Here is an 18,227-nt window from a genome sequence, read left to right on the forward strand (position 1 = left end):
CATGGTCAGACCTTCACCAAAGCCGCCGTCGCGTACATGAAGGCGACGCCGGCCGCCAGGCCACCCATCACCGGCGGCGTGAAGAAGGCATCGAGGCCCTTCTGGTTGCTGCGCATCAGATAGGCGCCGACCTCGACGATGACCTGCAGGATCGCACCGGCGCCGATGGCGAGCGCAAGTGCTGACCATTGCGGGGCATAGGCCAGGCTGCCGAGCCACATGCCGACCACGGCGGGCCCGCCGGCGAGCAAGGTCAGGCCGACAAACGTCCACAGCGGTGGCCGCTGCTTCAGGATCGGGGCGGCGATGCCGATGCCTTCGGTAATGTTGTGCAAGGTGAAGCCGAGCACCAGGAAGGTTCCGAGGCTTGCCGAGCCGGCGGCGAAGGCGGCGCCGATGGCAAGACCTTCGCCGAGATTGTGAAGGCCGATGCCGAGCGCGATATAGGTGGCCAACGCCAGCCCTGTCGGCGTGCCGCTTCGCCGTCCGATCGCCATCAGCACAAGGAAGCTGGCTAGGCCCGCCAGCACCACCATCACCGGCCCCTGGAAGACGGCGGCCGCGGTTCCGACAAGGTCGAAGGATTCCTCGATCGTATCGATCAGCAGAAAGGCCAGCAGTCCGATGGTCAGCGCCAGCAGGAAGTTCATGCCGCTTCGCCCGACACCGCGCAGCGCCGGGTAGAACAACAGGCCAATGGCGACGGGTAGCACGCCGACGATGACGCCTACCAACCCCTGCAGCTTGAGTTGCCCAGCTGTCACTGTTGGCGTCGGAACGGCAACCTCGATCATATGTTCAAAGGTCACGCCCGTATTGGTTACGACGTTGACTCGATGTGTCTCGCCCAGGATCCATGGGAAAGGCAGGTTGATCCACGCCGTGGAGGCGCGCGCGATATCGCCAGGTGGGTCCTGGGTGAATTGCCAGTAGGCCCCGTCGACCTGGACCTGGGCGATCTTCATCGGCTCGGAGCCGCCGGCCCGCACAAGCAGGTGAAGGCCTGACGTGTCGAGCACGGTACGCTCGAACGTCAGTTTCTCGACAGCGGGCGCGCCATTTGAAAATCCCTGCAGCGGATTGACGGCGAGGATCCACGCCGCGGCAATGGCGAGCGCTGCCAGAGGCAGGCCAATCCACAAAAGACGGATTCGCGACCGTGCCGGCGAACCGGCTGCAACGACTTTGCTCATGCGAGCGCCTCCACGACGTCGAACATTCCCATCCAGCCGAGCTCGGTGAACTCGCTTTGATGCGCGTGGAACATGTAAAGGCCCGGTTCATGCTCTCCGAAGGTGAACTCCAGGATGCCGCGCTGGGCCTGGCACTGCATGATGAGATCGACCGTTTTCAACGTCGGCGTCAGCGTCGTGCCCTGATCGAAATAGTCGAAGAAATTTCCGTGCAGGTGAAACGAGTTGATGAGATCGAACTCCAGCACATTGACCAGATAGATGCGCACAGGCTTGCCGCGCTCGATGCGGATCGGCTTTTTGGCATAGGCATGGGCGATGGTGTTGGCGGCGTAGAATTCGTTCTCCTCGTCGAAATTGGTGTCGAACCCGTTCATGACCATCACCAGTTCTTGCCAGCCGGCATTCTCGGGCGTGCCGAGCAGCCGCGACCGGGCGATCTCCGCCTGGTCGGGATGGCGGTCTGGGTCTGGGTCGATGACGAAGGCGCCGTACATGCCTTTGTGGATATGGCGTTTCAGCGGCAAGGCGTGGCAGTGATAGAGGTGGCAGCCAAACGGCCTGGCGTCGAATTCGTAGACGAACTCTTCACCCGGATCGATCAGCCCGGCGCCGGGAATTCCATCCATGCGGGCGGCATGGATGCCGTGGAAATGCATCGAGTGCGGATGCGAGCCGTTGTTCTGGAAGACGACGCGAATTCGCTCGCCTTCCTTGGCGCGGAGTGAAGGGCCGGGCACGCGGCCGTTGTACGTCCACGCTGGGAAGGTTACGCCCGGCGCGATCTCAATCGTCTTGTCCTCGGCCGTGACCTCGAATGTCCGCAACGGCCGGCCATCGGGCAGAACCGAGACCGTCCCTCGCTCCCAGTCCGTCAAAATCGCGGAGGGGTCGAACCCATTGGCCGCATTGTCGACGTCGCCGACGGTGACCATGGCGCCATGCGCATTCATATGTTGAGGCGCAGCGCCGGTCGGGGCCATAGCAGCCATGTCATGACCGGTAGACGGAGCGGACTGGCTGAGCGCGCCGCGGGCAGCGATCGCCGTGCCGCCAACCGCCGCGAGACTTCCCGTCAAGATGGATCGCCGGCTTATCCGGTCGCGCAACCACATCCCGACATCAACCATTGAACTGTTCCATAAATGCCCACTCTTCGGCCGCAGAATAGCGTTAGCTGTCAAATATAGCAATGGCTTAGTTTGTCGCGAGCCTTCTGCTTTGTGGCATGCTCAGTTCCAAGAAGGTGCCGGCTGCCTGGGCATCTTTCGCGATGCCGGCACTAAGGCGTTTGCACGCAGATGTGTTCGACGTGGTGTAGCCGTCGATGTTATCAATTCCCGTCGCATGCGTTTCCTCCACTTTTCGGTCACGTGCGATCTGGAGCGGTCGCCGGCACGCGGACGCTCCAACAGTTTCCCCTTTCTATGTAGCGGAACACGCCGACGGGCGCAGGTTGCGGAGAAAGCATCTGACCAACTCTCCGACGACCTGGTGGTGAAAATCTGACGCTTGATACCCATGTGGAAGACGTCGCTTGTCGGACGTTCCTTCGACCGGCGCAGCGGGAAAGACTTAAGGCGCCGTATCTGTTTTGGCGGTGCGTGCGGCTCCCATGGCGTATGGAGAGCTCGGTCCTCGGATGAGTCTCAATGGAATCTTGGAGGCTGCGGAAAGGCCTTCGACTACATTCTTTCTAGGCTCGAGAACCGCCGAATGAGCAGCGTGGAGATTGTGCTTGCTTCTATAGCCACTAGAGGGTGTAGAGCGATCAATCGAATTGATGAGCGCCGTCCACGCAGACTGAAGCGCGTTAAATCCACCGGCAGGGGCCGGTGTACCCGCGCGAACAATTCAACGTCAGCCCCCAAATCAAATCACACAAGCCGAGCACACAATCGCATGAACCAAGCTAAGTCAGGCAAATCGGCTATTGCAGGCATTCAGCAATCGGCAAACCGTCAGCCTCCCGAGCGGGCGACGCTGATAACTATCGTGCTTCTTACCAGTTCGGTATTGACCTTTCTGGCTCTCGCAAGTCTCGTCATGCGCAACTGGACGACGGATTTCGACAGGGCCATCCTCTTGATTATGCGCAATCCGACGGATCTCGCCGATCCGATCGGTCCGACCTGGTTTGAAGAACTGATGCGGGACGTCAGCGGCCTAGGGGGCTTAGGGTTGCTCACATTCATCACGCTCGCCGTCGCTGGATTTCTGGCGCTCAGCGGCTCGCTTCGCAATGCCATCGCGGTTATCCTGGCTGTCGGCAGTGGTGTGATCCTGAGCTCCTTGCTGAAATACGGCTTCGATCGCCCTCGTCCGGATTTGGTTGCCTACGGCACGCGTATATACACCTCCAGCTTTCCGAGTGGGCACGCCTTCATGGCGGCCACGGTCTACTTCACCCTAGGCATCATACTGGCGCGCAAGTTTGAACCCCGACTGCTGCGCATCTTCATCATGGCCATCTCGATGCTGGTCACATTCGCGGTTGGGGCAAGCCGAATCTATCTTGGTGTCCACTGGCCGACCGACGTGATCGCCGGCTGGACGATTGGCGCCGGTTGGGCCCTGTTCTGCTCGACGTTGATGGTACGATTGAAGGTGGACTGAAAAGAGGAGCCCTATCGTTCGGGTGACGGGGAAAGTCGTGGGATCGACGGCGTCGCCCTTCCGGTTCACGAGCCTTCGTCAACGCGTGGTCGCGGGCGGAGCGTAGACATTTATCGCCCGTCTAACGATCTTGAAATGGGCTGGCGTCCAGGTGGTAAGTTCGCCATCGGTGTTCACTGGTCTGGGTCGGCTCGTCTTCACCACAAGTTCGGTGGTTCCAAAGGCGCGCACATCATTCCATTTACCGTGCGTCCCCTTGCGCAAGCTAGGCAACAGGGTCAGCAGCCTCCACCAATGATCGATCTCAAGGCTGTAGAAATCGAGTTGTCCATCGTCGGCGGTAGCCGTCTCCTCCACGCTCATCCCCCCGCCGTAATATTTGCCATTGCCTACGGAGACCTGAAGCGTCTTGATTTTTTCTGTCGAACCATCATGCTCGAGATAAGCAGTGAAAAGCCGCGAACGAGCAAGGAGGCGCGCCGCCACCAAGGCATATCCGAGTTTGCCGAAACGCTTCTTGGCCTTCTCGGTAAGCTGAGCGGCGAGTTCCGCGCTGAAGCCAATGCTGGCGACATTGAAGAAGAGTTGCCCGTTCACCTCGCCCAGATCCATCGGCCTCGGTTGCCCCGAGACGATCAGCGCCGCCGCCTTGAGGGGATCGGGTGGGATGCCCACCGTCCTGGCGAAGTCGTTGGCGGTGCCCAGAGGCAAGACGCCAAGTGGCAGGCCCGTCTCCAACAGGCCTTTCGCCGAGGAGTTCAATGTTCCATCTCCACCGCCGAGGACTATCAAATCGCAATCGTTGCGACGGCGAATAATGATGTCGGAAACGGTTTCTCCCTTCCCGATCTGATCTTCCAATAGGGCAAGACCTCCGCCTTCCAACGTCTTTCGGACATCATCTGCCGCCTTCCGACCGTTACGGGCGTTAGGATTGACGATCAAAAGCGCCCGCCTGTCCGGTTTTATGCTCGTCATGCGGCTCCAACACTCCACTTGCCCAATATTGCAACACTCACAACGTCTAATTGGCTACGAGGTCCGGCTGCCGCTACCTTGCCGGCACGGACAAATGAGCGCAGCTTCGTCCAATGAGCCACGACCATCACGTCCATTCGCAGGCAGAGGATAAGCCGGATCACGGGGCGACGCACGCGCACGGACCGGCGAGCTTCGGAAGGGCGTTCGCGATAGGCATAGGCCTCAACACAGCATTCGTTGCCGTCGAGGCGACTTTCGGCATATTCAGCAACTCTGTGGCTCTACTTGCCGATGCCGGTCACAATATGTCCGACGTTCTCGGCCTTGTGATCGCATGGGTGGCGAGCATCCTTGCAAGGCGGCTCGCGGCCCTGCGTCTCCGGTACCAAGCGTTAGATTTCACTTTGGCTGCACGATGCGCAGAACCTTGGTGCCGATCGTGATCAGTGCCGGCGCGCCGCGAGCAGCCGGCCGATTCTCGACAGGATCAAGGGTGCCGTGAGAAGGGCAAGGGCGCCGATCACCCAGAGAATAACGATCGCCGGCTTCGCGACTACTCTCAGCAATGCGATAGCCTGACCCAACAAGCCGCTGACGTTGAGAGCATCCACCGCACCGACTTGCTCCTTGCCGACGCCGATCCCCGTTGCGAGGTTTTTGCCGCTGTCGATAGCGATGCCGGCATTCGCCGCCGCCCAGCCAAGCAGACTGTCAACCGTCACGTAACCAATCCAGGCGGCGGCCGACCAAATCAGCAGGCCGATAAGCACGGCGATCCAGGCGACCGGCCTGAGCGTTCTCGGCGCAGGCCGTCCAGCGACCGGAACGTCCGTGAACCTTCGCTCGGAATACTCATCTCTGCGGTGATCCTCCCGGCCTGAACGATAGCTCCGCTTGTGGCCGCTCATGCGATCTCCTTTGCTCGTACCGGCAGTCGTCGAAGATGCCAATTTACCTTCAAGACCCAGTTTCCCTGATTTCTACAGCCTCAATTCACCTTCGGCCTCGCGCAGGATCCGATCCTCGATCTGGATTGTGGTATGCGTCAGGCCGAAGCTGGTCTTCATGGCCTCATTGGCGCTGAGGAGCGTCGTCCGCGCCTGGGCCATGTCGGCCACGACGAGGTGGCAGCTCATGGCGTCAATGCCGGAGGTTATCGTCCAGACATGAAGATCGTGGACGGCCGTCACGCCCGGGATATCGAGCAGTTTTCGTTCCAGCGACGCGACGTCGACTTCGGGTGGCGTGCCTTCCATGAGGATGTGGATCGCCTGTTTCAGAAGGATCCAAGTGCGCGGGATAATAAATAGCCCGATGCCGGCGCCGATGATCGGATCGGCCAGCGTCCAGCCGGTGAGCATTACGACGCCCGCGGCGACGATGACGCCGAGCGAGCCCAGCATGTCGCTGAGCACCTCGAAATAGGCTCCCTTAACATTGAGGCTTTCCGACGACCCGGCGGACAGGAGCTTCATGCTGATCAGATTGACCGCGAGGCCGACAACGGCAACCGCCAGCATCGGACCGCCCAGAATTTCCGGCGGGTTCAGGAAGCGCTTGTACGCCTCGTAGAAGATGTAGACCGTCAACAGCAGGAGAACGACGGCATTCGTCAGTGCCGAAAGAACCTCCATGCGAACGTAACCGTAGGTCTTCTGCGGAGTCGCCGGGCGTTCCGCGAAGCGGATGGCGATCAGCGCCAGGGCAAGGCCGCCGGCGTCGGTCAGCATATGCGCCGCATCGGCCAGAAGCGCGAGGCTCCCCGTCCACAGACCGCCGATAACCTCGACCGCCATGAAAGTCGTCGTCAGAGCAAGAGCTCCTATGAGCCTGCTCTTGTGCCGCCCCGCGGCAGTCCCCGACGAAGTTGCCGGTGCGTGTGAATGTCCTGCGCCCACGGTCAACTCCCGTCGTCAGTGAAGATCCGGCGCTGCGAAAGCCGACCCCGTATCATGAACGAACGTCGTTAGTCGAACAGCCGCCCGAGGAATGATCCGTGCCTGCGGCTTTGACCGTGGCCGCCACCATGTCCGCCACCGTGCCCCGAACCATGACCGCTATCGTAGTAGCCCTGGGACGGATAGGACTGCCCCTGCGGCGCGGGCTGCGGCGGAGAGGGTTGCACCTGCGCACCCCGAACCTCTTCGCCAGCGCTTCGCTCGATGATCTTGTCGAGTTCGCCGCGATCCAGCCAGACGCCCCGACACTTGGGACAGTAGTCGATCTCGATGCCCTGGCGCTCGCTCATGACGAGGTCGACCCTGCAAGTAGGGCAAAGAAGACCATGCCCAGAAGCAATATTTGCGGCGTCTACCATTTCTTTCTCCTCAGTTTCTGCGGGCATCAGCAACCCAGTGGCCGGCTGAACTGACCTTAGGTGGGGTCTCTAGTTACCAGAGGTTCAAGGGGTGATTGCAATTTTATTTGCGGGTCCGATCTTGATGGCTTGCCGACCTTGCGGCTGAAACCGCTCCGTTGCCCCTAATTCTGTCAGCATCCGACCCAAGGATCAACGGGCCAAACGCGCCCTCAAATAATTGTTTTGCGAATTGGCCGCACGCCTTCTGGGTATTGGAGCAATGCCGAATCTGAACTGATTGTGATGGTCCGGCTAGCCAGATGCCCGACGCCAAGTGCGATATTTGTCCCGCGGTTCAGCAGATGAGTGTTCTGCAGCCTTCAAGCTTGATGCTGGCGACCTTCTGTTGGTCGCTGTCCTCCTGCTTGAGCAGATCGTCGATGCGTTCGCGCTCGCGCTGGAAGGCGACGAGATCGTCGCCCTTCAGCACCTTGCCGACCGGCAGGCGAACGCGCATCGGATCGACCTTGGTGCCGTTGACGGCCAGCTCGTAGTGGAGATGCGGGCCGGTGGACAGTCCGGTCCTGCCGACATAGCCGATGATTTGTCCCTGGCGCACACGCACGCCCGACTCGATGCCCTTGGCGAAAGCGTTCTGGTGATTGTAGGTCGTCTCGTAGCCATTGGTGTGGCGGATGATGGTCTGGTTGCCGTAGCCGCCGGCCCAGCCGGCCTTTTCGACGACGCCATTGCCGGCGGCGATGATCGGCGTGCCGATGGGCGCGGCCCAATCGACGCCGGTGTGCATACGGACATAGCCGAGGATCGGATGCCTGCGGGCACCGAAGCCGGAGGTGAAACGGCCATTTGGCAGCGGATTGCGCAACAGGAACTGCTGCGCGATCGAGCCGTCCTCGTCGAAATAGTCGGTGCCGCCGTCCTGCATCTGGAAGCGGTAGAAATTGCGTGTCGTGCCGCCGAAGGTCGCCGAGACATAGAGGAGTTCGGATTCGTCGGATGCCTGATCGTCGCCGTCCGGCTGCGAGAACAGCACCTCGATGCGATCCGACGGACTGAGCCGCGACTGGAAATCGACACCGGACGCCAGCAGCTTGATCAGCCGCTGGGTCATCGCCTTCGACATGCCGTAGGAATAGGCGGCGCGGTAGATGCCGTCATAGACGTTCGGCAGACTGCCGCGCACCACCACCGGCGGCGAATCATCGAACGCGGTCAGCAATTCGGGATTGGGCTCCGGCTCCTGCGCCGGCACATACTGGCCGCGATCGTCGAGCGCGATGGTGACGATGTGCTGGGTCCTGTCGTAGACGCCGGTGCGGACGACCTTGGCGGTGTCGCCACGGACTTCGAGCCCGACGCGCAAGACGGTTCCTGCCTTGAGCGCCGTGGCGTTCAGCAATTTGCCGATCGCCTCGGCCATGCCGGTGGCGTCGTCGCCCTTGTAGCCCGAATCGGCGAAGGCTTCGGCGATGTCCGTATCCTTGGTGAAGGGAATGATTTCCTCGGCGAAAGCCGGCGCCTGATCGTCTGCAACGGCACGCGGCGACACCGAGACGTTTTCCGGCACGATCTTGATGTCGTAGGAGCTGGTCGCGAACTGCGTTGGCTGACCGCCAAACCGCTGCGGATCGACGTAGTGCAATGCCGCGACCTGCACTGCGCCGTCGCCCAGACCCGAGTTGGCCTCGCGCACCCCCTTTTCCACCTCGTCGGCGGACAGGTCGCTCTTTTCGTTAAACGACGCCGTCCCGATCGGGAAATCGATGGTCTTCAGGCTCATCTCGCTTTCGACCTTGGCGCCATAGATCTGACCGGCGGCGGCGGTCGCCGGCTGGCCGGCACTGTTATCGCTGTCGTCGCCAAACACCTGCATCGGGTCGAACGGCGGATAGGAACGGCTGGTCGTGTACCCGGCGGCCAGCGCCATCTTGATCTGCACGAACGGCATTGTGCGGATGACGTCGCGGTCGCCGACCTTGGTCACCATCGACACTTCCATGCGCCGGCGGTCCTTGGCCTTGGCGATCTGGCGCGGCGCCACCAGCCTGGTCGTCTTGGCGACGTCGCCGGAATCATCGCCGCTGGCAAGGCTGATCAGTTCGGCGATTTCGGGCGGCGTCGCCAATTGCTGGCGGCCGTCAAGGGCGGCGAACAGCGCCACGCCCATCAGCACACTCGAGGTCACGCCGGTGAGAAAAGTACCCGACAACCAGCGCGCCGAGACCTCGCGCCGGTCGGGCGGGCCGCTGCGGCCATCCGCGACCAGCGGTGGCTCGTTGCCGAGCCCAGCTATGACGTCGACCCTGTCGTGCATTCAGAAAGGCTGCTTCTTCCCCGGGCGGAACGGCTTGTCGTTTTTGTTGTGGCCGTGACATTTGCCTGTCGCGGCGGATGAATTCAACGAAGGGTATGGCCAGAGCAGGACTCGGTTGGTTCAGCCTCTCGTCCAGACCGGTTTCCGATGGCAATGGGGCGGCAATTGGGTCCAAATGTGGCAATCCGAAATTGGCACTGGAAGTTCGTCTCGGCAGCTACTCGTTTGCCTTTGCCCGCCACCATCGACGGATGGGCTTCGAGAAAAGAATTGATCATCGTCGCCATCATGGCCAAAGACGCGACGATCATCACGGCGACCTGTGGGCGGCCTTCTTGCAATTTTCGAAGGCTTGCGTGCGCAATCGGATACTCGTCATGTCGCGGGATCGTCGGTGCGAATCTGCTCCTCTGAGGTCCATCAACCGTCGAGTTTTTTGGGAAGTTCGTATTGTATTTTGGCGTGGACGAATGTGTGTTCGGCTGCCCATCAGGCTGAACAATAAGCTGAACCTAGGTAACAAAGGCGGGTCACGAAACGAATTTGTGAAGAAGCGGTTTTCGAATGCTTCGGCCGCCCAGACGCCACGTTTTCTATTTAAGTTTGTAGTCACCATATCGCTTGCGGTGAGCGCGTTTGGTCCGGCTCGCGCGCTTTCGCGGCCCGAGGATGCGTGGCGAAAAGCGATGCCGTATTTGGCGGTCGCTCCTGTACTCATCGCCATTGCCGCGATCGTCGAATTGTTCGTTCTTCCTCAGGATGTCTGGCCGGCAGCATGATCGGCATGAACAGCATGTTTGCCTGACCTACATACCGTTTGGTAGCGGTCCATCGGCCAATTTCCTGGCAGTCTTGCGCCACGACGCACCGACGCAACCGACCCTTGCAGGCGCGATTTGTGGTACATTCGCTGGAGCTATCGCCGCGACATTCTATGCAGCCCAGTGCACGGACGATTCTCCGCTGTTCGTTGCCACCTGGTATATGATCGCCCATCGCGGGTTGGCGGTGATCGGGGCCGTCAGCGCGAACATAGTCGCTCGGTGGCAGCGTCCTCACTCCAGTCGCCAAACGGCTGCATTGCGCTCGTTGTCTTGAGCTGTTGCACAACGGCCGCTGTTACAGCCATCCGGGTAACCATGCTGCCAATCTGGCCGTCGATGTAATTGACACGGACTGCCAATTGCCTTTAACATTTCGTTAACTAACAGGGGCGAGCGGGACAATGATTTCCTTTTCGACGGCGCGGTTGGTCCGCGCGTGTGCCGGGATTGCTGCCGGACTGGCTGTTTCGGCGTGGTCGGCAGCGCCAGCAGTTGCTGCCCATCCGATGGCAACCGGCGGCCCGACCTCGCAACCGATCGGCCACTATGATTTCTGCCGGGCCAATCCTGCCGAATGCTCGATTCGCCCGAGCAACCTTGCTCCAGCCAAAATGACCGATGCGTTCTTGCAGAAGCTGACCAGCGTCACCATCAAGGTCAACGCCGCCGTCAAGCCTATGAGCGACGACGATATCTATGGCAAGGACGAGGTCTGGGCCTACCCTGACAAGGGTGTTGGCGACTGCGAGGATTATGTTCTCGAAAAGCGCCGTGAATTGAACCGCATGGGAGTATCGTTCGCCGCTCTTCTGGTCACTGTCGTCCGCAAACCCGACGGCGAGGGCCATGCAGTGCTGACGGTGCGCACCGACAAGGGCGATTTCCTCCTCGACAATCTGACCGACAAGGTCCGCCAGTGGGATGAAACGGATTATACTTTCTTGAAGCGTCAGGCGATCGACAACACAGGCCGCTGGGTCTCGATCCGCGAAAGCCAGCCAGTGCTGGTCGGCGCGGTAAAATAGGGAGCATGTGCATCGCGGAACGCAGCTTATTGCGCATAGTTTGGCGGATTGGACCGTATAGCTGTGTGGTCGCTGGTGATGATGAGCTGGTAACGTGGTGGCGTACTGAAACTGCAAATGCCAAGCTGACTCCCGCCAAGTATCTTGGCCACAGGCTGTTCCAACATCGCACTCTTTGTTTGGGCTTGCAAAAGCCGCACTTTGCGGTCAGCCTGAGTGGATGATGGCACGCTGGTCGCCAAAATACGTCCTTGTCATGCTGCTCGCGGTCTTCCTGACCGCCGGGTTCAGCCTGTCTGCCGCTCAGGCGAGCGTCATGTCGGTGAAGATGGCCAGCGGCATGACCATGCCGTCCGACGCCGGTATGTCCGGTATGGGAACCGCCGGCGATTGCAGCGCCTGCCTCAAGGGCGCGGGCGACACCGGCAATCCGATGCACTGTCCGCCGACCTGTATCGCGCCGGCGTTCGCTATGCTGCCGCAAAACCTCGCCGTGATGATGGTTCCACCGGCGCAACAGCCATCACCGCTGCCGACCCCGTTCCTGCACGGGCGAAGTACCCTGCCCGAACCATCCCCTCCAAGACCCAGCGCTCTCGTCTGACGCCGTTTCAGCCGTCCCGCGGCTGATTTCCGGCGCTTGACCGCCCGCCAAGCGCGTTGTTGCGCCGTGGGCGCGAACAGCAATTCAATCGATGGCTCGCCGTCGATCGAGATCGCAAAGGGCACAAGGGTGAATTCCGATTTCAGTCATTTCATATCGCGCCGCGGGCTTCTCGTCGCGACGACGGGGCTTGCCGTTGCCGCATCGATGCGCCCGGCATCGTCACTGGCAACAGCCGTCGACGAACGCCGGATCAGGGCCGCGCCGAGCCAGGCCCGGTTCACCGGCCCGGATGGCCCGCATACCGCCGTCTGGGCCTATGACGGCATCATCCCCGGCCCGACGCTGCGCCTGCGCCAGGGCCAACCGGTCCGCATCATTGTCGAAAACGAACTCAACCAGGACACCACGGTGCATTGGCATGGCATCCGGCTGCCAAACGCCATGGACGGCGTACCGGGCCTGACCCAGAAGCCGATCGGGCCGGGGACGAGCTTCGTCTATGAGTTCACGCCGCCCGATGCCGGCACCTTCTGGTATCACCCGCATGCCAACAGTCTGGTGCAGCTCGGTCGCGGCCTTGCCGGCGCCCTCATCGTCGAGGAGGCCGAGCCTGTCGCCGTTGACCGCGACCTTATGTGGCTGCTGCAGGACTGGCGGCTTTCCGGCGATGGCCAGATCGCCGCCGGTTTCGGCAGCCCGATGGATGCGGCGATGTCGGGCCGCGTCGGCAATGTCGTCACCATCAACGGCACGGTGCCGGCCGACCAGAGCGTGAAAGCCGGCGAGCGCGTCAGGCTGCGGCTCGCCAATGGCTCGCTCGCCCGTATCATGGCGCTGCGCTTCGAAGGCCATCGCCCGGTCGTCGTCGCCATCGACGGTCAGCCCTGCGACCCGCATGAGCCGGAGGGTGGCCGTCTGCTGCTGGCGCCGGCCATGCGCATCGACATCGTGCTCGACATGCAGGGCGGCCCCGGCAAGCGATACGCGGTGATCGACGATTATTATGACGGCCTCGCCTATACGCTGACCACGCTTGCCTATGACAATGCACCACCGCTGCGGGCGCATCCTCTCGACACGCCTGTCGGCCTGCCGCGCAATCCCTTGCCCGAACCCGACCTCTCCGGGGCCGAGCGCCAGCAGATCGTATTGCAGGGCGGCATGATGGGCGGCGGCAAGCTCGCCGGCGTCGGCGGCATGATGGGTATGGCGATGCCCGGCATGAATGGCGGCGCTGCCTGGGCGATCAACGGGATGTCGATGACCGGCGACGGCCACGCCGGCATGATGCCGCGGTTCACGCTGAAACGCGGCTCCACTTGTCATCTCACCATGCGCAACGAAACCGCGTGGTGGCATCCCATGCACATCCACGGCTTCAGCATGCTGGTGCTTTCGCGCAACGGTTCGCCGGTGCCGTACCGGCAATGGCAGGACGCGGTGCTGCTTGCCCCCAAGGACACGATCGAATGCGCCTTCGTCGCCGACAATCCCGGCGACTGGATGCTGCACTGTCATATCGTCGACCACCAGATGGCAGGTCTCATGACCGTCTTCCGGGTGACCTGATTTTTCGTCAACCCTGAACCTTTGCGTCGGCCAAGCCGACCAATCAACCGAGGAACTGCAATGAAACCGACTTACGCCTTCGCCGCCTTCGCGCTCGCAGTCGCCATGCCGATTCCAGCCGTCGCGGCGCCAATCCAGACACTGATGTACAAGAACCCGAGCTGCAGTTGCTGCGAGACCTACGCTGCCTATCTCGAACAGAACGGCTTCAAGGTCGAACTCAAGCCGACTAACGATCTGTCAGAGATAAGCGCCGGGCTGGGCGTTCCCGCGCAATTGCAGGGCTGCCATTCGGTGGTGATCGGCGATTACGTGGTCGATGGCTTCGTGCCGGTCGACCTGATCAAGAAGATGCTGGCGGAGCGACCTGAAATCGCCGGCATCGCCATGGCGGGCATGCCGATAGGCTCGCCGGGAATGGGCGGCCAGAAGACCGAGACCTGGAAAATCTACGCCTTCACCAAGGATGGCAAGGCGCCGACCGTCTACGCGACAGAGTAACGGCCGACCCCGGACCTCTGCAACCAATGGAGATTTCAATGAAGCTGACCTATCGCCTTGCCGCTCTATCGCTGCTGATCGCTACGCCTGTGCCTGCGGTTGCCGCGACGATCAGCGCCGTAATGTACAAGAACCCGCAATGCAGCTGCTGCGAGGCCTATGCCGCTTATCTCGAGCAGAACGGCTTCAAGGTCGACATCAAGCCGGTCAACAACCTTTCGCAGATCAGCAGCGATGCCGGCGTGCCCGCCGATCTCGAAGGCTGCCACACGATGATGGTCGACGGTTATGTCGTCGATGGCCTGGTGCCGGTCGATATCGTCAAGAAGCTATTGACCGAACGGCCCGCCATATCCGGCATCACGCTGGCCGGCATGCCGGCGGGGGCACCGGGCATGGGCGGCGAAAAGGATGGCACATGGACGATCTACGCCTTCACCAAGGACGGCAAGGCGCCGACCGTTTATGCGACGGAGTGAAAGGCGACCGCGATGTTGGCCAACGTGTCTGAATGCCCTGCAAGAATCTGGCTTTCCATGACGTTCCTTTTGGATCAGCGGATGCATCATGACCAGCGGTAACATCATTCAGTCCGACGCGGACCCACCGGCCGCCCAGCGCACCACGCTGCAACGGCTTGCGGTCTTCCTGCCGGCGTTGATTTTCGCCGGCATGGCCGCCTTGCTTGCCTGGGGGCTCACGCGCAACGCATCCGATATCCCATCGGCGCTGATCGACAAGCCGGTGCCCGCATTTGGCCTGCCACCGGTCCAGGGCCGCACCCTTGGCCTGTCGAGCGGTGACCTCAGGGGCGAGGTCTCACTGGTTAACGTCTTTGCATCCTGGTGCCTGGCCTGCCGGGAGGAGCATCCCGTGTTCATGCAGTTGGCGGCAGACGGCACTGTGCCGCTGTATGGGATAAACTACAAGGACAGGCCCGACGACGCCGCGCGATGGCTCGACACGATGGGTGATCCCTATACGCGCACCGGCGCGGACCTCAACGGCCGCGTCGCCATCGACTGGGGCGTCTACGGCATCCCTGAAACCTTCGTGGTCGGCGCCGACGGCCGCATTGCCTACAAGCACATTGGCGCTGTGACAGAAGAGGTTCTTGAGAAGACGATCCTGCCGCTCGTCGAGCGCTTGCGTGCCGAAGCAAGGGGGCGGCAACCATGAGCAAGCTCGCCATCGCTTTTCTTGGCGTGCTGCTGGCGTCGTCGCAGCCTGCATCGGCGGCTGAGCCGCCGCAGAACTTTGTCGTTCATGAGGCTCCCGTGCCGGTGGCGGAAATCCGCTTCGAGGACGGCGCCGGCCAGCCGAGAACACTCGCCGATTTTTACGGCAAGGTCGTGCTGCTCAACATCTGGGCGACATGGTGCGCGCCCTGCCGCAAGGAAATGCCGACGCTCGACCGGCTGCAGGCCAAGCTCGGTGGGCAAGATTTCGAGGTCGTCGCGCTCTCCATGGACCGCGCCGGACCGGACATCGTCAAAAAGTTCTACGCCGAGACGGGCGTCACACATCTCGCGCTCAATATCGACACCTCTGCCAAGGCGATGTTCGCGCTCGGCACCGTGGGCCTGCCGACAACCCTGCTGATCGACCGCCAGGGCAAGGAGATCGGCCGGCTGATCGGCCCGGCTGAATGGGATGCGCCCGACATGGTCGACTTCATCAGTGGCCGCATCGCCGCAAAATGAGAAAGGAAATGACATGACGACGACAGAACTGACCCAGGCCCGGCAGGCATCGCCAAGCCGCGATATCCAATCTTTTCGACCCGGCCGGCGCGGCCTGATTGCCGCCGGCGCGGCCATTGCCGTCGCCGGCCTTGCCTTCAACTGGTCGTGGCTGATTGCCGCAGGAATTGCGCCGCTGCTGCTCGGCGTCCTGCCCTGCGTCGCCATGTGCGCGCTTGGGCTCTGTATGAGCCGGATGACAGGCCGCGCCTGCTCGACCGAAAATGTTGTCCCAAAGGCCGACGGGGACAGCGATGGCGCCAAGGCACTGCCCATCAATCTGAAAGCCAATGGGTGATGTTCGTCCGGGTCCAAGATAAGCCGCAGGCTCCGTTGCCGGCTTTACGAATGCGCATGCTGCGCGGCCTGATCGCCCTGACGGCGCTGATCGCCGGCTTTGTCCACGGCGCGCAAGCGCACTCGCTGGATGAAGTCGACGCCATGCTCCGGGGCGACGAGAAGTACTTCCAGCCGATCGACAAACCGGCGCCCGATTTCACGCTGCGCACCGCCGACGGACGCGTCGTGCGGCTGGCCGATCTCAGTGGCAAGGTCGTCGTGCTCCACTTCATCTACACATCGTGCCCGGACGTGTGCCCGCTGCACGCCGAGAAGATCGCCGAGATCCAGAAGATGGTGAACGCCACGCCGATGAAGGATCAGGTTACCTTCGTCAGCATCACGACGGATCCGAAGAAAGACACGCCCGATGTCCTCAAAGGCTACGGGCCGGCGCACGGGCTCGACCCCGCCAACTGGCTGTTCCTGACCACGACGCCGGACCAGCCCGAGGATACGACGCGCAAGCTGGCGGAAGCCTTCGGCCACAAATTCACCCTGACCGATGACGGCTACCAGATGCACGGCATCGTCACGCATGTGATCGACAAGGAGGGCCGCTGGCGGGCAAATTTCCATGGCTTGAAATTCGAACCCATCAACCTCGTCACCTTCGTCAACGCGCTGACCAATAATGTCGAACGGCCGCACCACGAGCAGGACGAAGGCTGGCTGGCAAAATTGAAGGGCCTTTTTTTGCCCATTTTTACATCACCGGCACCCGCTGGCCCCAACAGATAGCAAGGGGAGACGAACATGAGTACAGCAGCAAAACAGATGAACCGATATAGCGGCGGCAGCCTTGGCGCCCTCCTGCTTATAGGACTGACGGGATGGTTCCTGCTCAATCCCGGCTTTCAGGGGGCGCAGCGATCAGCGAACGCCGCAGGCGAGATGTCCCAGGACCAGTTCGACAAGCGTGTGCGAGATTATATTCTCGCTAATCCCGAAATCATCATGCAAGCCTTGCAGAGCCTGGACGCTCGCCAGCGCGAGGCCGAGGCGGCAGAGGCAAAGGCGGTGCTCGTGTCACGCGCCGACGACATCTTCCGCGACAAGCAAAGCCCGGTCGGCGGCAACGCGCAGGGCGACGTCACCATGGTCGAGTTCTTCGACTACAACTGCCCCTATTGCCGCCAGGTGGCGCCGATCATGGCGCAAGCCGCGGCCGACGATCCGCAACTCAGGATCGTCTACAAGGAATTTCCCATTCTCGGCCCAGATTCGATGTTCGCGGCCAAGGCGGCGCTCGCGGCCGAGCGGCAAGGCAAATACGCGGCGTTCCACAAGGCGCTGTTGGGCGCCAAGACAAGGGTGACCGAAGCGATCGTGCTCAAGGTTGCGGCCGAGGCCGGCCTCGACGTCCCGCGCCTGAAGATCGACATGCAGCATCCCGACATCCAGGCATCGATAGACCGGAACGCGGAGCTGGCCCAGGCGCTGAAAATAACCGGAACGCCGGGTTTCGTCGTCGGCGACCAGATCTTTCCCGGTGCCACCGACCTTGCGACGATGAAGAAACTGATCGGGCAGGCGAGGGGGCTGCAGAAATGAGGCACGCGCCAGCAACCGGGAACAACTGAATGCCCGAACTCTCCAACATCGGCGTGCTGACCGCATTCACGGCGGGCATCGTCTCGTTTCTCTCGCCCTGCGTACTGCCGCTGGTGCCGGGCTATGTTTCCTATGTCGCCGGTAGGACGCCAATGGACGGGCCCGCCGACCGGACGACTCGCTTGTCGGCAGCGGGCCTCAGCCTGTGCTTCGTGCTCGGATTTTCGACATAGACGGAGAGGTCCGCAGCGTCCCTTTGCCGGCGACGCTTTCGGCGACAGGGCCCGAGAGCTACCTCTCGGGCGTAAGGCTCGGGCTCGGTCTGGCGCAAATGCCGCGCTTCCATGTCGAAGAGGATCTTCGTCGAGGAAGCCTCGTGGCTGTGTTGCCTGATCTTCCGCCGCCCTCTGTTCCTGTGTCTCTCCTTTATGCGCAAAGCCGGCGGCTTTCACCGCGTGTCCGGGTCTTTATCGATTAGTTGGCGCAGCAGTTCTCTGGCCGGCTGGGAAGACCGCGGCCACACATGCCCGAGCAAGGCGTTTGAACTCGCTGGTCTCTATGTAAGACGGTCAAGAGGCGCGGCGAGAAAACGGCGAATTTTGGCGCACATAGGCGGGTTCAACCATGGGAGCCGCCAAAACA

General features: G+C 61.6%; 20 protein-coding genes and 2 pseudogenes. 15 read left to right on the plus strand and 7 right to left on the minus strand.

Translation table 11 applies throughout. The features are described from left to right. Positions 1-5: 5 nt before the first annotated feature. Positions 6-1,193 carry a metal cation transporter gene (locus MESS4_RS10045; protein WP_006329603.1) on the minus strand — a complete coding sequence of 396 codons (1,188 nt, stop codon included), beginning with the start codon at positions 1,191-1,193 and terminating at the stop codon, positions 6-8. Then, the gene (locus MESS4_RS10050) at positions 1,190-2,308 is read right to left on the minus strand and encodes a multicopper oxidase domain-containing protein (protein WP_198292743.1); all 1,119 of its coding nucleotides are present in this window, start codon (positions 2,306-2,308) and stop codon (positions 1,190-1,192) included. The genes MESS4_RS10045 and MESS4_RS10050 overlap by 4 nt, the downstream gene beginning before the upstream one ends. A 787-nt stretch (positions 2,309-3,095) precedes the next feature. Here MESS4_RS10050 and MESS4_RS10055 point away from each other — a divergent pair. Then, on the plus strand, positions 3,096-3,809 hold the full coding sequence (locus MESS4_RS10055) for a phosphatase PAP2 family protein (protein WP_006329610.1): 714 nt from the start codon (positions 3,096-3,098) through the stop codon (positions 3,807-3,809). Positions 3,810-3,887: 78 nt separating this feature from the next. Here MESS4_RS10055 and MESS4_RS10060 read toward each other — a convergent pair whose 3' ends face one another. Beyond that, positions 3,888-4,787 (minus strand): lipid kinase, encoded by a 900-nt coding sequence (locus tag MESS4_RS10060; protein ID WP_006329612.1) that lies wholly within the window; start codon positions 4,785-4,787, stop codon positions 3,888-3,890. A 113-nt stretch (positions 4,788-4,900) separates the two neighbouring features. On the opposite strand from MESS4_RS10060, the pseudogene MESS4_RS10065 reads away from it, so the two are divergent. Further along, a pseudogene (locus tag MESS4_RS10065) lies at positions 4,901-5,152 on the plus strand (cation transporter); the annotation flags it as partial. Positions 5,153-5,233: 81 nt separating this feature from the next. Here the strand turns inward: MESS4_RS10065 and MESS4_RS10070 are convergent. From MESS4_RS10070 to MESS4_RS10085, 4 genes are all read right to left on the minus strand, one after another. Then, on the minus strand, positions 5,234-5,698 hold the full coding sequence (locus tag MESS4_RS10070) for a hypothetical protein (RefSeq protein WP_006329618.1): 465 nt from the start codon (positions 5,696-5,698) through the stop codon (positions 5,234-5,236). Positions 5,699-5,770: 72 nt separating this feature from the next. Further along, positions 5,771-6,688, minus strand: a complete 918-nt coding sequence (locus MESS4_RS10075; RefSeq protein WP_006329619.1) for a cation diffusion facilitator family transporter — start codon at positions 6,686-6,688, stop codon at positions 5,771-5,773. A gap of 68 nt (positions 6,689-6,756) precedes the next feature. After that, entirely contained in the window at positions 6,757-7,107 is a 351-nt protein-coding gene (locus tag MESS4_RS32040) for a zf-TFIIB domain-containing protein (RefSeq protein ID WP_006329620.1), read from the minus strand. Between the two features lie 337 nt (positions 7,108-7,444). Next, complete coding sequence (locus tag MESS4_RS10085) at positions 7,445-9,424, minus strand: M23 family metallopeptidase (RefSeq protein WP_006329621.1); 1,980 nt, start codon at positions 9,422-9,424, stop codon at positions 7,445-7,447. Positions 9,425-9,615: 191 nt separating this feature from the next. On the opposite strand from MESS4_RS10085, the gene MESS4_RS34975 reads away from it, so the two are divergent. From MESS4_RS34975 to MESS4_RS32055, 13 genes and pseudogenes are all read left to right on the plus strand, one after another. After that, the gene (locus tag MESS4_RS34975) at positions 9,616-10,203 is read left to right on the plus strand and encodes an NrsF family protein (RefSeq protein WP_157385550.1); all 588 of its coding nucleotides are present in this window, start codon (positions 9,616-9,618) and stop codon (positions 10,201-10,203) included. 446 nt (positions 10,204-10,649) lie between these two features. After that, complete coding sequence (locus MESS4_RS10095) at positions 10,650-11,273, plus strand: transglutaminase-like cysteine peptidase (protein WP_006329623.1); 624 nt, start codon at positions 10,650-10,652, stop codon at positions 11,271-11,273. A 223-nt stretch (positions 11,274-11,496) separates the two neighbouring features. Further along, entirely contained in the window at positions 11,497-11,877 is a 381-nt protein-coding gene (locus MESS4_RS10100) for a hypothetical protein (RefSeq protein WP_006329625.1), read from the plus strand. Between the two features lie 129 nt (positions 11,878-12,006). Further along, complete coding sequence (locus MESS4_RS10105) at positions 12,007-13,449, plus strand: multicopper oxidase family protein (protein WP_036241028.1); 1,443 nt, start codon at positions 12,007-12,009, stop codon at positions 13,447-13,449. 60 nt (positions 13,450-13,509) lie between these two features. Then, complete coding sequence (locus MESS4_RS10110; RefSeq protein ID WP_006329627.1) at positions 13,510-13,950, plus strand: DUF411 domain-containing protein; 441 nt, start codon at positions 13,510-13,512, stop codon at positions 13,948-13,950. A gap of 38 nt (positions 13,951-13,988) precedes the next feature. Then, a complete protein-coding gene (locus MESS4_RS10115) occupies positions 13,989-14,429 on the plus strand; it encodes a DUF411 domain-containing protein (protein ID WP_006329628.1) in 441 nt (146 codons plus the stop codon). An 88-nt stretch (positions 14,430-14,517) separates the two neighbouring features. Next, positions 14,518-15,129 (plus strand): DsbE family thiol:disulfide interchange protein, encoded by a 612-nt coding sequence (locus MESS4_RS10120; protein ID WP_006329629.1) that lies wholly within the window; start codon positions 14,518-14,520, stop codon positions 15,127-15,129. Continuing rightward, complete coding sequence (locus MESS4_RS10125; RefSeq protein WP_006329630.1) at positions 15,126-15,653, plus strand: TlpA disulfide reductase family protein; 528 nt, start codon at positions 15,126-15,128, stop codon at positions 15,651-15,653. Before MESS4_RS10120 ends, MESS4_RS10125 begins: the two co-directional genes overlap by 4 nt. Before the next feature lie 13 nt (positions 15,654-15,666). Further along, entirely contained in the window at positions 15,667-15,990 is a 324-nt protein-coding gene (locus MESS4_RS10130; protein WP_006329631.1) for a hypothetical protein, read from the plus strand. After that, a complete protein-coding gene (locus tag MESS4_RS10135) occupies positions 15,990-16,772 on the plus strand; it encodes an SCO family protein (protein WP_051070868.1) in 783 nt (260 codons plus the stop codon). Before MESS4_RS10130 ends, MESS4_RS10135 begins: the two co-directional genes overlap by 1 nt. 15 nt (positions 16,773-16,787) lie before the next feature. After that, positions 16,788-17,585: a DsbA family protein gene (locus MESS4_RS10140; protein WP_157385553.1), complete on the plus strand. Its 798-nt coding sequence runs from the start codon at positions 16,788-16,790 to the stop codon at positions 17,583-17,585. A gap of 29 nt (positions 17,586-17,614) precedes the next feature. After that, a pseudogene (locus MESS4_RS10145) lies at positions 17,615-17,815 on the plus strand (cytochrome c biogenesis protein CcdA); the annotation flags it as partial. Continuing rightward, positions 17,791-18,063, plus strand: a complete 273-nt coding sequence (locus tag MESS4_RS32055; RefSeq protein ID WP_006329636.1) for a LysR substrate-binding domain-containing protein — start codon at positions 17,791-17,793, stop codon at positions 18,061-18,063. The pseudogene MESS4_RS10145 and the gene MESS4_RS32055, both read left to right, overlap by 25 nt. The last annotated feature ends 164 nt before the right edge of the window (positions 18,064-18,227 follow it).

Origin of the sequence: Mesorhizobium sp. STM 4661 (assembly GCF_000359125.1) — a bacterium.
Lineage (GTDB): Bacteria > Pseudomonadota > Alphaproteobacteria > Rhizobiales > Rhizobiaceae > Mesorhizobium.

Excerpts from the sequence above, each read along its gene's own strand:
- MESS4_RS10045 (WP_006329603.1), bottom strand. The coding sequence starts at position 1,193 with ATGAGCAAAGTCGTTGCAGCCGGTTCGCCGGCACGGTCGCGAATCCGT.
- MESS4_RS10050 (WP_198292743.1), bottom strand. The coding sequence starts at position 2,308 with ATGTGGTTGCGCGACCGGATAAGCCGGCGATCCATCTTGACGGGAAGT.
- MESS4_RS10055 (WP_006329610.1), top strand. The coding sequence starts at position 3,096 with ATGAACCAAGCTAAGTCAGGCAAATCGGCTATTGCAGGCATTCAGCAA.
- MESS4_RS10060 (WP_006329612.1), bottom strand. The coding sequence starts at position 4,787 with ATGACGAGCATAAAACCGGACAGGCGGGCGCTTTTGATCGTCAATCCT.
- MESS4_RS10070 (WP_006329618.1), bottom strand. The coding sequence starts at position 5,698 with ATGAGCGGCCACAAGCGGAGCTATCGTTCAGGCCGGGAGGATCACCGC.
- MESS4_RS32040 (WP_006329620.1), bottom strand. The coding sequence starts at position 7,107 with ATGGTAGACGCCGCAAATATTGCTTCTGGGCATGGTCTTCTTTGCCCT.
- MESS4_RS10085 (WP_006329621.1), bottom strand. The coding sequence starts at position 9,424 with ATGCACGACAGGGTCGACGTCATAGCTGGGCTCGGCAACGAGCCACCG.
- MESS4_RS10095 (WP_006329623.1), top strand. The coding sequence starts at position 10,650 with ATGATTTCCTTTTCGACGGCGCGGTTGGTCCGCGCGTGTGCCGGGATT.
- MESS4_RS10100 (WP_006329625.1), top strand. The coding sequence starts at position 11,497 with ATGGCACGCTGGTCGCCAAAATACGTCCTTGTCATGCTGCTCGCGGTC.
- MESS4_RS10110 (WP_006329627.1), top strand. The coding sequence starts at position 13,510 with ATGAAACCGACTTACGCCTTCGCCGCCTTCGCGCTCGCAGTCGCCATG.
- MESS4_RS10115 (WP_006329628.1), top strand. The coding sequence starts at position 13,989 with ATGAAGCTGACCTATCGCCTTGCCGCTCTATCGCTGCTGATCGCTACG.
- MESS4_RS10120 (WP_006329629.1), top strand. The coding sequence starts at position 14,518 with ATGACCAGCGGTAACATCATTCAGTCCGACGCGGACCCACCGGCCGCC.
- MESS4_RS10125 (WP_006329630.1), top strand. The coding sequence starts at position 15,126 with ATGAGCAAGCTCGCCATCGCTTTTCTTGGCGTGCTGCTGGCGTCGTCG.
- MESS4_RS10130 (WP_006329631.1), top strand. The coding sequence starts at position 15,667 with ATGACGACGACAGAACTGACCCAGGCCCGGCAGGCATCGCCAAGCCGC.
- MESS4_RS10135 (WP_051070868.1), top strand. The coding sequence starts at position 15,990 with ATGTTCGTCCGGGTCCAAGATAAGCCGCAGGCTCCGTTGCCGGCTTTA.
- MESS4_RS10140 (WP_157385553.1), top strand. The coding sequence starts at position 16,788 with ATGAGTACAGCAGCAAAACAGATGAACCGATATAGCGGCGGCAGCCTT.